The following is a 12,762-nucleotide window of genomic DNA, read 5'->3' on the forward strand; positions in this document are numbered from 1 at the left end:
CCCTTCCGTACTGACTGGTACCGGTGAGGTGGTCGGCACGGGCCGTCGCCCGCTGCCCCGCCAGGAGCGCGGGGCAGTCGGCGGTGCGGCACTGAGTGCAATGCCCTCCGTCCATCTGTATAGCCCAGGTCAAGAAAACCTGACAACAGTCGGCTCAGAGGTACGCAGCCACCTCGTATCAGCCCTGGTCCGGGGGAGGCGCGACATCGAGCTTCCGTCGACCGGGACGTAACACCCATGTGCCCGGGAAAAGCGCTTTCATACGGCACGGGTCGCGGCGTTCGCGAAGGCATACGGATCACCTGCGACGACGGTGCACGGAGGCGCACCCGTCCGACGTCCTCTCCTTTCCGCCCACCGCGGCGTTGACCTCGACTTCCCTCCGCCTCCCGGGCCACCGGCCCGCACCTCGGGGTGCTTTGAGGAAGGAATGGCCCGATGCATCGTATGACCGATATCACATCCGGCCTCGAAGAGGCGGCGGGGTTCCCGTCCCCCGCGCCCCCGTGCCGGGCGCGCCCTTCCGTACGGGGCCTTACCTCCACGCGCCCCCGGAGGTCCCGGCTCCGCGCCTTCCGGTGGGCATATGCCGTCACGAACGCAATCCCCTGCCGGCGCACGGCGGACGCGGCGACGGCGGAGCGGCGGACGCGGCCCCGGTGGCCCCGCACGGGCGTCCCGCCGTGCCCGGCCGACCGGTGACACGGGGTGCCACACCGGCGTGACAATGGCGGGGTGAGCAGCGCACCGCCTCCCCCGTCCGGACCCCAGGGGTCCCCCGCGTCACAGGCGCTCCCGAAGTCCCTGGAGCCCCTGGAGTCCCTCGCACCACGCCTGCCCTCCCCCCTGAGCGAGGCCGCCGACGAGCACTTCTCGCGCCACGGCGTCCGGCTGCTGCTCAAGCGCGACGACCTGATCCACCCGGACCTCGTCGGCAACAAGTGGCGCAAGCTCGTGCCCAATCTGCGCGCCGCCGCGCGGGCCGGCGAGCACACGCTGCTGACCTTCGGCGGGGCCTACTCCAACCACCTGCGCGCCACCGCCGCCGCCGGGCGCCTGCTGGGCCTGTCGACGATCGGAGTCGTACGGGGCGAGGAACTCGCCGGCCGGCCGCTCAACGACTCCCTCGCCCGCTGCGCCGCCGACGGCATGCGGCTGCACTTCGTGACACGGGCGGACTACCGCCGCAGGAACGACCCGGAGTGGACGGCCGCGCTGCGCGAACGCTTCGGCCCGTTCCACCTCATACCGGAGGGCGGCAGCAACGCCGAGGCCGTGCGGGGCGCCGCGGAGCTGGGCCGGGAGCTGCGCGGCGCGGCGGACGTGGTGGCCGTCGCCTGCGGCACGGGCGGCACCCTCGCCGGGCTCGCCGCCGGACTCGCCGACGGGCAGCGCGCGATCGGCTTCGCCGCCCTGCGCGGCGGCTTCCTCGCCGGGGAGGTGGAGCGGCTCCAGCAGGCCGCCTTCGGCGGACGCCGCGGCGCGTGGACGGTGGAGGACCGCTTCCACTGCGGCGGCTTCGCCCGCACCACCGACGCGCTGGAGTCCTTCGCCCGGGGCTTCGCCGCCCGGCACGGGCTGCCGGGCCTGGACCGCGTGTACGTCGCCAAGACGCTGTACGGCCTGGCGGCGCTGGCCGGCGAGGGCGCCTTCCCCCGGGGAACGGCGGTGGCCGCCGTGGTCACCGGTTAGCCCTCCGCGACCGGTCCGGCCGAACTCACGCGCGTCCGCGCCGGGCGGAGTTACGAACGCCTCCGGTGGTGGGTAGTGAACTGGAACGAGCCCGCCGGCGGTTTCCACGAGCCGCCCGGTGCCGGGCCGGCCGCCGGCCCGGCACCGGGATCTCCGGGGCGGCCGGGAACAAACCGCGGCCCCGCGGCGCTGTGAACCCGGCGTGAGCGGAGATGAATTGGGCACCGCAGCCCTCTAGCCACGGACAGTACCCATGTGTTTACTATGGGTGACGACCGCAGGAAGGGTGCCTCCCCGGCCCGGGCGACAGCATGCCCCGGATCGCGATAGCGTCGCAGTCGAACGATCTGCCGCGCCCGTCCGTTGACCTGTTGCCCCGTCGCGACGGGGTCGCCGGGCGGGCGTACACGGCAGCCACCAGCTTGTGTCACCTTGGAGGTGAGGGTGTCCCAGATCGCAGGCGAGCCCGGGACGCAGGACTTCGTCGAGGTCCGGCTGCCCGCTGCGGGCGCCTACCTTTCGGTTCTGCGTACCGCCACCGCCGGTCTCGCGGCCCGCTTGGACTTCACCCTCGACGAGATCGAGGATCTGCGCATCGCCGTCGACGAGGCGTGCGCCATCCTGCTCCAGCAAGCGGTCCCCGGCAGTGTACTGAGCTGCGTCTTCAACCTCGTCGGGGACTCTTTGTGGGTGACGGTCTCGGCACCCACCACGGACGGCCGCGCCCCCGAGCGCGACACCTTCGCCTGGACGGTGCTCTCCGCACTGGCGGGCGAGGTCGACTCGGCCGTGGCCGAGGACCGCACGGTCAGCATCAGCCTGCACAAGAAGCGCGGCGCCGGCCCAGGGGCGCCGTGACCGGCACACACGGGCCGGTACGGGACAAGGGGGTCGGTGTGAACGACCTGGAGAGCGAAACGCGGACGGGCCGCCACGAGAAGGCGGCGGGCCCGGTCATTCCCGAGCAGTACGCCCGGCCCCACCCGGTCGAACCTGATCAGCGGGCGGAGCGGGCGGTTGCCATGGAGGACCAGCAGCACGACATGCGCGAGGACGAAGGGGGCGGCGAGAAGGCCGCCTATGTGCACCGCCAGCCGGATCCCCAGGACCGCAGCGGCGCACGGGACCTGTTCGTCAGACTGCGCGGCCTTCCGGCGGGCTCCCCGGAGCGCGCCGAGCTGCGCGACGCCCTCGTGCGGATGCACCTGCCGCTGGTGGAGCATCTGGCGCGGCGCTTCCGCAACCGCGGAGAGCCGCTGGACGATCTGACGCAGGTCGCCACGATCGGCCTGATCAAGTCGGTGGACCGCTTCGACCCGGAGCGCGGCGTGGAGTTCTCCACCTACGCCACCCCCACGGTCGTCGGCGAGATCAAGCGGCACTTCCGCGACAAGGGCTGGGCGGTGCGGGTGCCCCGCCGGCTCCAGGAGCTGCGGCTGTCGCTGACCACGGCCACCGCCGAGCTGTCCCAGCAGCACGGCCGCGCCCCGACCGTCCACGAACTGGCCGAGCGGCTGTCGATCTCCGAGGAGGAGGTTCTGGAGGGCCTGGAGTCGGCGAACGCCTACAGCACGCTCTCCCTGGACGTCCCGGACACCGACGACGAGTCCCCGGCCGTCGCGGACACCCTGGGCGCGGAGGACGACGCCCTGGAGGGCGTGGAGTACCGGGAGTCGCTCAAGCCGCTGCTGGAGGAGCTGCCGCCGCGCGAGAAGAAGATCCTGCTGCTGCGCTTCTTCGGCAACATGACCCAGTCGCAGATCGCCCAGGAGGTCGGCATCTCGCAGATGCACGTCTCGCGACTGCTGGCCCGCACCCTGGCCCAGCTGCGCGACCGGCTGCTGATCGAGGAGTAGCGGGGGGCGGGGAGCCCCCGGGCGGGCTTGGGGCAGGGCGCCTGCCGGCCGGGTCAGGCGTCCCGGGGCTCATGCGGGCCGACGCCCAGCGCCCCGGCGGCCGCCGGGCTCATCAGGGAGCCGAGCACGGCCAGCGCGGTGAGCGCGATGGCCGCCCCGGCCGCGAGCCACACACCGCCGTTCTGCGCCATCTGCCAGCCCACCGGAAGCGCCATCAGCTGGACGATCATCGCCGGTCCCCGGCTCCACCGGCGCCGCAGCCACAGCCCCCGTGCGGCGGCCAGCGGCAGCACCGCCAGTGCCAGCACGGTCGCGGCTCCGGTGAGGGCCTGCACCGTGTCGTCGGCCCGGCTGCCGGTCAGCAGCATGACCAGCATGGTCACCCCCAGGCCGGTGACCACCACTCCCTGTGCCGCCACCACGGCGGCCGCGGCGGTGATCCGCCCGGGCCGGGGGGACTCGGGGGCGCGGGGGGCGTCTGCGGAGGATGCGTCCGTGGTCACACCGCCAGGGTAGCGGGGTCCGCCGGACCGCCGTCCGTCCACGGGCGGCCCCGGGGCCGCCCGTCTCGGCCGCGAACGGCTGGGTACGCTGCACACCATGCGCGCGCTCCTCGTGGTCAACCCGGCAGCCACCACCACCAGTGCCCGCACCCGCGACGTACTCATCCACGCCCTGGCGAGCGACCTCAAGCTGGAGGTCGCCACCACCGAGTACCGGGGGCACGCGCGCGACCTGGGGCGGCAGGCGGTCCAGCGCGGGGAGATCGAGCTGGTCATCGTGCTCGGCGGCGACGGCACGGTCAACGAGGTCGTCAACGGGCTGCTGCACGCCGGCCCCGCCCCCGACGCACTCCCCCGCCTCGCCGTCGTGCCGGGTGGTTCGACCAACGTCTTCGCCCGCGCCCTGGGGCTGCCCAACGACGCGGTGGAGGCCACGGGCGCGCTGCTGGACGCGCTGAACTCCGGCGGCGAGCGCACGGTGGGCCTGGGCCTGGCGGCCGGTACGCCGGGGACGGAGGACGCGGAGGTGCCCCCCCGGTGGTTCACCTTCTGCGCGGGCCTCGGTTTCGACGCGGGTGTGGTGGGGCGGGTCGAACAGAAGCGCGAGGGCGGCAGGCGCTCGACGCACGCCCTCTACGTGCGCCAGGTGGTACGGCAGTTCCTGGGCGACCCCTACCGCCGTCATGGAACGATCACCCTGCGGCGGCCCGGCGAGAAGCCGGTCGAGGAGCTGGCGCTGTCCATAGTCTGCAACACCGCGCCCTGGACCTATCTGGGCAACCGCCCGGTGTACGCGGCCCCCCGCGCCTCCTTCGACACCGCCCTCGACGTGCTCGGACTGACCCGGCTCACGCCCTCCGCGGTGACCCGCTACGGCACCCAGCTGCTGACCTCCTCGCCCGATCGCGGCCCGCACGGCAAGCACGCGGTCTCGCTCCACGACCTGACCGACTTCACCTTGGAATCGCAGGTGCCATTGCCGTTTCAGATGGACGGTGACCACCTGGGACTGCGTACGAGCGTGACGTTCACAGGCGTACGCCGTGCACTGCGTGTGATTGTGTAAGTGGATGTGGTGAAAGTCCTTTCACTCGAACGTTTAGGCCAGGTTCCACCCCCTGGAAGTACGGCTGTGACCTAGTCGACACCAAGGAATCAAAAAAAACTTTCCGGAAGGGGTTGTATCCGCCGCCGAGGTTTGCGAGTCTCTTCATGGCGATCGGGACGGTCGACGCCGACCCCCTTGAGAGCCCCGAATCCACCTCCTCATCCCTCGGGACACTCCCGGCGAAGCCGGGCGATGACCCTTCCCTTGTGGAGGGATTCGTGAAAGCGTTCACATTCACAAGCAATTACCGCAACGCGTAGGAGATGGAGCAGCCATGGACTGGCGTCACAACGCCGTTTGCCGCGAGGAAGACCCCGAGCTCTTCTTCCCCATCGGCAACACCGGTCCTGCGCTGCTGCAGATCGAGGAAGCCAAGGCCGTCTGCCGCCGCTGCCCCGTGATGGAGCAGTGCCTGCAGTGGGCCCTGGAGTCCGGCCAGGACTCCGGTGTCTGGGGTGGCCTCAGTGAGGACGAGCGCCGCGCGATGAAGCGCCGCGCCGCCCGCAACCGGGCGCGCAAGGCCACTGCCTGACGCCCACCCCGCCACCTGCTGCCCCCGAGCCGCAGCGCGCAGTGCCCACGTGCGCACCGCAACGACGACGCCGAGCCCCGGACCGTGCCCACGGTCCGGGGCTCGGTGCTGTGCGGGGTCCGGCACCGCCGCCCGGCACCGGACCCCGCCGGACCGGCGTCAGCCGTCAGCGCCTCTCCGGCTCCACGGGGATGTCCAGGACCACCCGGGTACCGCCCCCGGGGGCCGGGAGCATGTCGAAGCCCCCCTCCAACTCCCCCTCCACCAGCGTCCTCACGATCTGCAGCCCCAGGTTCCCCGCGGTGCGCACGTCGAAGCCCTCCGGCAGACCGCGCCCGTCGTCCTGCACGGTGACCAGCAGCCGCCCCTCCCCGCGGTCGGCGCCCGTGCCGCGGACCGCGGCGACCTCGACCGTGCCCCGTTCCCCCGGCCGGAAACCGTGCTCCAGGGCGTTCTGCAGCACCTCCGTGAGCACCATGGACAGCGGGGTGGCCACCTCGGCCGCCAGCACGCCGAAGCGGCCCGTACGCCGCCCGGTGACCATGCCCGGGGAGATCTCGGCCACCATCGCCAGCACCCGGTCGGCTATCTCGTCGAACTCCACGCGCTCGTCCAGTGTCTGGGAGAGCGTCTCGTGGACGATCGCGATCGAGCCGACCCGGCGGACGGCCTCCTCCAGCGCCTCCCGTGCGGTGCCGCCGGTGCCCGCGCCGATCCGCCGGGCCTGGAGCCGCAGCAGGGCGGCGACGGTCTGGAGGTTGTTCTTCACCCGGTGGTGGATCTCCCGGATGGTGGCGTCCTTGGTGATCAGCTCCCGCTCCCTGCGGCGCAGTTCGGTGACGTCGCGCAGCAGTATGAGCGAACCGATGCGCACCCCCTTCGGTTTGAGCGGGATGGCCCGCAGCTGGACGACGCAGCCGTTGCCCTCGATCTCGGTCTCGCGCGGCGCCCAGCCGCTGGCGAGCTTGACCAGCGACTCGTCCACCGGGCCCCGGGAGGGCGCCAGTTCGGCGGTGGCCTGGCCCAGGTGCAGCCCGACCAGATCGGCGGCCAGGCCCAGCCGGTGGTAGGCGGAGAGCGCGTTGGGGCTGGCGTACTGGACGACGCCGTCGGCGCCGAGCCGGATCAGTCCGTCGCCGACCCGCGGGGAGGCGTCCATGTCGACCTGCTGGTCGGGAAAGGGAAACGATCCCGCGGCGATCATCTGCGCCAGATCCGAGGCGCTCTGCAGATAGGTCAGCTCCAGCCGGCTGGGCGTGCGCACCGTCAGCAGGTTGGTGTTGCGGGCGATGACGCCCAGGACACGGCCCTCACGGCGTACGGGGATGGACTCCACCCGCACCGGCACCTCCTCGCGCCACTCGGGGTCGCCCTCGCGGACGATCCGACCCTCGTCCAGGGCCGCGTCCAGCAGCGGCCGGCGCCCTCTGGGCACGAGATGGCCGACCATGTCGTCCTGGTGGGAGGTGGGCCCGGTGTTGGGGCGCATCTGCGCCACGGAGACGTAGCGCGTGCCGTCCCGGGTCGGGACCCACAGCACCAGGTCGGCGAAGGAGAGGTCGGACAGCAGCTGCCACTCTGAGACCAGCAGGTGCAGCCACTCCAGGTCGGAGTCGCCGAGGGCGGTGTGCTGGCGTACGAGGTCGTTCATGGAGGGCACGGTGTGAGCCTAACCGGCGAACGATCCGGTCGTACGTCTGTGCATACGCGCCGTCGTGCGCAAGAATTGACGGCAGCCGCCCCGGCGAACCAGTGGTGCGTTCAAGGCGTGGACACGGGCCTGTGGTCCAGTCCACAATGGCGGCGGGCTTCCGCCCTCCCCGCACAGGAGGGTGGAACGAGACCGGGCGCTCTCTGCCCTGACCGCGCCGGGTCTCCGATCGCTCCGGGCTGCGGTGCCGGACGGGTTGAGGGTCCCGTCCCGGCGCCGCGGCCCGCGGGTGTCTTGAGAAGCCTCCCCGCGGATCCTTCGGGCTTTCCGGTGCCGCCTCCCTCGGGGCCTCCCGCCGCCTCCCCCGTCTCCCGCCGTCTTCCCCTGCCTCCCGCCACGTCCTGTCCGGCCCCGCGGCGTGCGTACGGAAGGCGAACACGACGGTGGCCGGGCCCGCGGGTCAGGGGAGGCGCGGGCCCGGCTGTCGTGGGGGGAGCGGGCTCAGCCGTCGGTCTCCCGGCCGGCGATGACCTCCGCGGCCGCCTGTCCGCAGACGCGGGCGGCCCCGTGGGTCGCGATGTGGAGTGCTCCGCGGGGCGGCGCCTGGGGCAGGCCCATCTCCACCACCACCGTGTCCGGCCGGGCGGTGAGCAGGGCGTCCAGGGCGTTCGCCATCCAGGGGTGTCGGTGGACATCGCGCACCACCGCGACGATCCTGCGGCCGGCCGCCTCCTCCAGCACCTGTGCGGCCGGCCCGCCCTGCCCGGCCCGTTCGGCCCGCGACCGGCTCCAGGAGCCGGTCGCGGTGCCCGGGAGCAGCTCCGCCAGTTCGGCGGCCAGCCCCCAGGGCGTCTCGTCGCCGACGGCGATGTTGGCCACGGGGGTGAAGGCGGCGACGTACGGCGGCCCGGTCAGGGGGGTGTGGTCCTGCCGGACGGTGACCTTCAGCGCGCGGCGGGCGGCCTCCAGCCCGATCCCGGGCTCGAAGGGTGCCGCTCCCCCGGCGCGGGTCGACGCCTCGGCGGTCCAGCGGGCCAGGGCGCGGACCCGGTCGGCCGCCTCGGCCAGCCGCTCCTCGGGCAGTTCGCCCTCGGTCACGGCCCGCACCAGTGCGTCGCGCAGGCGCAGCACGGTCTCCTCGTCGGCCAGTCCGCCGCCGACGCACAGGGCGTCCGCGCCCGCGGCGACGGCCAGTACGCTGCCGCGCTCGATGCCGTAGGTCGCCGCGATGGCCCGCATCTCCATGCCGTCGGTGACGATCAGGCCGTCGAAGCCGAGCCCGCCCTCGCCGCGGGGCGCGCGCAGCAGGCCGGTCAGGGCGGCCGGGCTGAGCGTCGCCGGAAGCGCCGGGTCCAGGGCGGGCAGCAGGATGTGCGCGCTCATCACGCACTTGCTGCCCGCGTCGACCGCCGCCCGGAACGGGACCAGTTCGCGCTCCGCGAGCGTGGCCGGGTCCGCGTCGATGCGCGGCAGGGCGTGGTGGGAGTCGACCGAGGTGTCGCCGTGCCCGGGGAAGTGCTTGGTGCAGGCGGCGACTCCGGCGGACTGCAGACCCTCGACCCAGGCGGCGGTGTGCCGGGCCACCAGATCCGGGGTGGAGCCGAAGGAACGGACGCCGATGACCGGGTTGTCGGGGTTGGAGTTGACGTCGGCCGAGGGCGCCCAGTTGAGGTTGACCCCGCACTCGGCGAGCCTGCGCCCCAGTTCGCGGGCGACGGCTCGGGTCAGCGCGGTGTCGTCGACCGTGCCCAGGGCGTGGTTGCCGGGGAAGGACGAGCCCGTGCGCGCCTCCAGCCGGGTGACGTCGCCGCCCTCCTCGTCGATGGCCACCAGCACGTCGGGGCGGACACCGCGCAGCTGGGCGGTGAGCGCGGCCAGCTGCGCGGGGGATGTGATGTTGCGGCCGAACAGGCCCACCGCCGCGAGCCCCTCGTCCAGGCGGCGCAGCAGCCAGTCGGGCGCGGTGGTGCCGGTGAAGCCCGGCTGGAGTACGGCCAGCGCGTCGCGGACCAGGGTGCTGCCGGTGGTGCCGGTGAGAGTCGTCATGGGCGACGTCATCCCTTCACTGCGCCGGAGGTGAGCCCCGCCGCCATCTTCTTCTGGACGATCATGAAGAAGACCACCACGGGGATGGAGATGAGGACGGAGGCGGCCATCAGCGCGCCGTAGTCCGTGCCGCGGTCGGTGGTGAAGTTCATCAGCCACACGTTGAGCGTGTACTTCTCGTTGTCCTGCAGGAGGATGTACGCGAACAGGTACTCGTTCCAGGCGGTGATGAGGGCGAAGATGGACGCCGCGGCCAGCCCCGGGGCGACCAGCGGGAAGATGACCCGCCAGAACGCGCCCATCCGGGTGCAGCCGTCCACCATCGCGGACTCCTCCAGCTCCTTGGGCACGTTGATCACGAAGCCGCGGATCATCCAGGTGGTGAAGGGCAGGACGGAGACCAGGTAGACGATGATCACGCCCCAGTACTCGTTGAGCGCGCCTATGTTGTTGAGCTGGATGTAGATGGGGATGAGCATCGCCGTGGGCGGCAGCATCTGCACCAGGATGAGGACCGTCATGAACGGCTTGCGGCCGTAGAAGTCGAAACGCCCGATGGCGAAGGCGGCGATGGTCCCGATCAGCATGGCGCCGGCGACCGAGGTGACGCAGATGATCAGGCTGCTCTGGATCGCGGTCCAGAAGTTCGGGGCCTCGGTGGCCCGGACGAAGTTGTCGGCGGTGAACGAGCTGGGCCACAGCGTCTGGTCGTAGCTGCGGATCTCGTGGTTCGGCCGGAAGGCGCTGACGAGAAGCCAGTAGACCGGGAAGGCCATTACCACGAAGATCCCCAGCCCCACCAGGTTGTAGGCCAGGCGGTGCTTCTTGCGGTCGGGGCGCAGCTCGTAGACGCCCGTACTGCTGGTGGCGGCCTCGGGTGCCTTGGCGGGCGCGGTGGAGGTTACGGAGGTGCTCACTCGACCTCTCCTGTCTTCATGAGCTGACGCAGGTAGTACACGGCCACACCGGAGAGCAGCAGCACGGTGATGAGGGCGATGGCGGTGCCCTGGCTGAACGAGGCGCTGTCGAACGCCTTGCTGAACGAGTACAGGCCCAGCAGCTCGTACTCGGGTTCCGGCTTGTTGCCGCGCATCAGGAAGATCTGGCCGAAGACATTGAAGTCCCAGATCACCGAGAGGGTGGCCACCATCTGGAAGACCGGCTTGATCACCGGGAAGGTGACGTTGCGGAAGACCCCGATCACCCCGGCGCCGTCGAGCTGCGCGGCCTCCTCCAGTTCCCTGGGCACCTGGGTGAGCGCGGCGTAGAGGGTGACCACCACGAACGGGATCGCTCCCCAGACCACCACCGCGCCGATGACGGTGAATCCCTGCCAGGGGTCGAGGAACCAGTTGTGGCCCTGGAAGTCCAGGCCGGGGATCTTGCTCAGCGTGCTGTTGACCACGCCGTAGTCGGAGTCGGAGAGCCACCGGAAGATCGAGGTCGCCACCAGCAGTGGCATCGACCAGGCCGCGATCAGGGCGCCGGTGAGCAGCAGCCGCACCCAGGTGGACAGTCGCTGCATCAGCAGGGCGGTCAGCAGTCCCAGCCCCATGGTCGCCACTACGCAGACGACCATGAAGAGCACGGTACGGAAGGCGACCCACCAGAACTCCGGGTCGCCCAGGATGTTGGTGAACTGCTCGAACCCCACCCACGGCGGAGTGGTGCCGCCCCACAGGTGCGCGCGGCGCATGTCCTGGAAGGACATGATCACGGTCTCGACCAGCGGATAGCCGAAGACCGCGCCGATCGCCACGATCGCCGGGGCGATCAGCAGGTACGGCAGCTTGGGGCGCGGTTTCCGGCTGGGGCGCACTCCGCCCCCTGACGGCCCGGGGGCGACCTTCCCCGGCTTCTGCGGTGGGGCCGCCGGCGGGTCGGCGGCTTTGGTGTCGGCGGCGGTCACGGTGCTGGCCTTCCGTTCGTTCTCTTCACCGAAGGGGTGCGGCAGGCGGGAGCCGTGGATCGCGGCCCCCGCCTGCCGCAGGGACGGCCGGGGGGTGCGGGCCCCCGGCCGCGGCTCAGACCTCGTTGTTGATCAGCTTGTCGATCTCCTCGTCGGCCTTCTTGGTGGCGTCGGCCACCGAGGTGCCCTTGAGGACGTCCAGCAGCATGTTCTCCAGCACGTTCTGGCTCTCGATCGCGGTCCAGCCGGGGGCGATCGGGGTGAACCAGGCGTCCGGTACCGCGTTGGCGATCGGAGCGGTCTCCGGCTTCTCCTTCAGCGGCTCGAGCTGCTTGGTGTTGTTCGGCAGGATGTTCTTGGAGGCCAGGACCTCCATCGACTTCTCGCTGGTGAACAGCGAGATCCACTCCTCGGCGAGGTCCTTCGCCTCCGACTTCTGGATCACCGCGAGGTCGGAGCCGCCGATGAAGGACGGCAGGGCCTTGCCGTTGGGGCCGGGCATGCCGGCGGTGGCGATCTTGCCCTCCAGCTCGGGGTTGCCGTTCTCGCCCCCGTAGACGGAGCCGGCCTCCCAGCCGTTGCCGTAGATCAGGGCGGCCTTCTTGTTCGCCATGACGTTGGCGTGGTCCTGCTCGTCCTTGGTCCGGTCGCCGTTGTTGTACTCCTTGACCAGGTCGATGAAGTGCTCGATGCCCTTGCGCGCCTCGGGGGTGCTCAGGGTGGCCTTCCACTCGCCCTTGCCCTCGTCGTACTCGGCGATCTGGCCGTCGTACGCGGCGACGTAGGACATGGCGGCGTACCAGTAGCGGCCGGGCAGGTAGAGGGAGGAGAAGGCCTTGTCGTCGCCGTACTCGTCGGCGACCTTCTCCAGCGCCTTCTTCAGCTCGTCCTCGGTCTGCGGCAGCTCCTTGGTGCCCGCGCCCTTGTCGAACATCTCCTGGTTGAAGATCGCCACGCGCGCCCCGGCGTAGTAGGGGACGCAGTAGAGCTTGCCCTCGAAGGAGCAGGTGTCCTTCAGGCCCTGGATCCAGGTGTCGGAGTTGTCGTACTTCTCCGGATCGATCTCGGCGAGGGCTCCGTTGAGGATGTAGGTCATGGTCTCGGTGTTGCCGAGCTCGACCACGTCGGGGAACTTGTCGCCGCCCAGCGCGGTGTCGAGCTTCTTGGCCTTGTCGCCCCACTGCTGGTACTGGACCTTGACCTTGACCTTGGGGTACTTCTTCTTGAACTGGGCGTTGACGTCCTCGACCAGCTCGGGCCAGGTGCTCTGGGCGTCGTTCATCAGCCAGACGGTGAGCGTCTCGTCACGCTGCTCGGGGGCCTTGGAGGAGTTGTCCCCACCGTCCCCGCCGCAGGCGACGAGGCCGGTCATCATCGCCGCGGCGCCGATCGCCGCTACGAGCTTGTGCTTCACGTGCTTCTCCTTCGGGATGCCAGAAGTCCCCCCGCCCGCCGTCCGAGATCT

Annotated in this window: 11 protein-coding genes; 5 read left to right on the top strand and 6 right to left on the bottom strand. The window is 71.4% G+C overall.

Going from position 1 to position 12,762, the window contains the following annotated elements:
• Positions 1 to 735 precede the first annotated feature (735 nt).
• The 3 genes from BM237_RS03775 to BM237_RS03785 all read left to right on the top strand — a co-directional run bounded on the left by BM237_RS03775 (position 736) and on the right by BM237_RS03785 (position 3,548).
• Positions 736 to 1,692 (top strand): 1-aminocyclopropane-1-carboxylate deaminase/D-cysteine desulfhydrase, encoded by a 957-nt coding sequence (locus BM237_RS03775; protein WP_093847769.1) that lies wholly within the window; start codon positions 736 to 738, stop codon positions 1,690 to 1,692.
• 444 nt (positions 1,693 to 2,136) lie between these two features.
• Positions 2,137 to 2,550 carry an ATP-binding protein gene (locus tag BM237_RS03780; protein WP_093847771.1) on the top strand — a complete coding sequence of 138 codons (414 nt, stop codon included), beginning with the start codon at positions 2,137 to 2,139 and terminating at the stop codon, positions 2,548 to 2,550.
• On the top strand, positions 2,439 to 3,548 hold the full coding sequence (locus BM237_RS03785; RefSeq protein WP_425443646.1) for an RNA polymerase sigma factor SigF: 1,110 nt from the start codon (positions 2,439 to 2,441) through the stop codon (positions 3,546 to 3,548). The genes BM237_RS03780 and BM237_RS03785 overlap by 112 nt, the downstream gene beginning before the upstream one ends.
• A gap of 53 nt (positions 3,549 to 3,601) precedes the next feature.
• On the opposite strand, the gene BM237_RS03790 is transcribed toward BM237_RS03785, so the two are convergent.
• On the bottom strand, positions 3,602 to 4,051 hold the full coding sequence (locus BM237_RS03790; RefSeq protein ID WP_093847773.1) for a hypothetical protein: 450 nt from the start codon (positions 4,049 to 4,051) through the stop codon (positions 3,602 to 3,604).
• Positions 4,052 to 4,148: 97 nt separating this feature from the next.
• Here BM237_RS03790 and BM237_RS03795 point away from each other — a divergent pair, with 97 nt between their 5' ends.
• Together BM237_RS03795 and BM237_RS03800 are read left to right on the top strand one after the other, a co-directional pair.
• Positions 4,149 to 5,117: a diacylglycerol/lipid kinase family protein gene (locus BM237_RS03795; protein ID WP_093847775.1), complete on the top strand. Its 969-nt coding sequence runs from the start codon at positions 4,149 to 4,151 to the stop codon at positions 5,115 to 5,117.
• Positions 5,118 to 5,433: 316 nt separating this feature from the next.
• Positions 5,434 to 5,691 (top strand): WhiB family transcriptional regulator, encoded by a 258-nt coding sequence (locus BM237_RS03800; RefSeq protein ID WP_028427873.1) that lies wholly within the window; start codon positions 5,434 to 5,436, stop codon positions 5,689 to 5,691.
• Positions 5,692 to 5,857: 166 nt separating this feature from the next.
• Here BM237_RS03800 and BM237_RS03805 read toward each other — a convergent pair whose 3' ends face one another.
• The 5 genes from BM237_RS03805 to BM237_RS03825 form a co-directional block, all read right to left on the bottom strand.
• Positions 5,858 to 7,342 (bottom strand): PAS domain-containing sensor histidine kinase, encoded by a 1,485-nt coding sequence (locus tag BM237_RS03805; protein WP_093847777.1) that lies wholly within the window; start codon positions 7,340 to 7,342, stop codon positions 5,858 to 5,860.
• 501 nt (positions 7,343 to 7,843) lie between these two features.
• Positions 7,844 to 9,388 (bottom strand): glycoside hydrolase family 3 protein, encoded by a 1,545-nt coding sequence (locus BM237_RS03810; protein WP_093847779.1) that lies wholly within the window; start codon positions 9,386 to 9,388, stop codon positions 7,844 to 7,846.
• Positions 9,389 to 9,396: 8 nt separating this feature from the next.
• Positions 9,397 to 10,230 (bottom strand): carbohydrate ABC transporter permease, encoded by an 834-nt coding sequence (locus tag BM237_RS03815; protein ID WP_245793407.1) that lies wholly within the window; start codon positions 10,228 to 10,230, stop codon positions 9,397 to 9,399.
• 71 nt (positions 10,231 to 10,301) lie between these two features.
• On the bottom strand, positions 10,302 to 11,297 hold the full coding sequence (locus tag BM237_RS03820; protein WP_093847783.1) for a carbohydrate ABC transporter permease: 996 nt from the start codon (positions 11,295 to 11,297) through the stop codon (positions 10,302 to 10,304).
• A 115-nt stretch (positions 11,298 to 11,412) separates the two neighbouring features.
• Positions 11,413 to 12,711, bottom strand: a complete 1,299-nt coding sequence (locus BM237_RS03825; protein WP_093847785.1) for a sugar ABC transporter substrate-binding protein — start codon at positions 12,709 to 12,711, stop codon at positions 11,413 to 11,415.
• Between the last annotated feature and the right edge of the window lie 51 nt (positions 12,712 to 12,762).

Origin of the sequence: Streptomyces mangrovi, from assembly GCF_900114215.1 — a bacterium.
Taxonomy (GTDB): Bacteria; Actinomycetota; Actinomycetes; order Streptomycetales; family Streptomycetaceae; genus Streptomyces; species Streptomyces barkulensis.

What these genes read in the sequence shown, in the direction of transcription:
- BM237_RS03805 (WP_093847777.1), bottom strand. Translation starts at nt 7,342, where the DNA reads ATGAACGACCTCGTACGCCAGCACACCGCCCTCGGCGACTCCGACCTG.
- BM237_RS03810 (WP_093847779.1), bottom strand. Translation starts at nt 9,388, where the DNA reads ATGACGACTCTCACCGGCACCACCGGCAGCACCCTGGTCCGCGACGCG.
- BM237_RS03795 (WP_093847775.1), top strand. Translation starts at nt 4,149, where the DNA reads ATGCGCGCGCTCCTCGTGGTCAACCCGGCAGCCACCACCACCAGTGCC.
- BM237_RS03800 (WP_028427873.1), top strand. Translation starts at nt 5,434, where the DNA reads ATGGACTGGCGTCACAACGCCGTTTGCCGCGAGGAAGACCCCGAGCTC.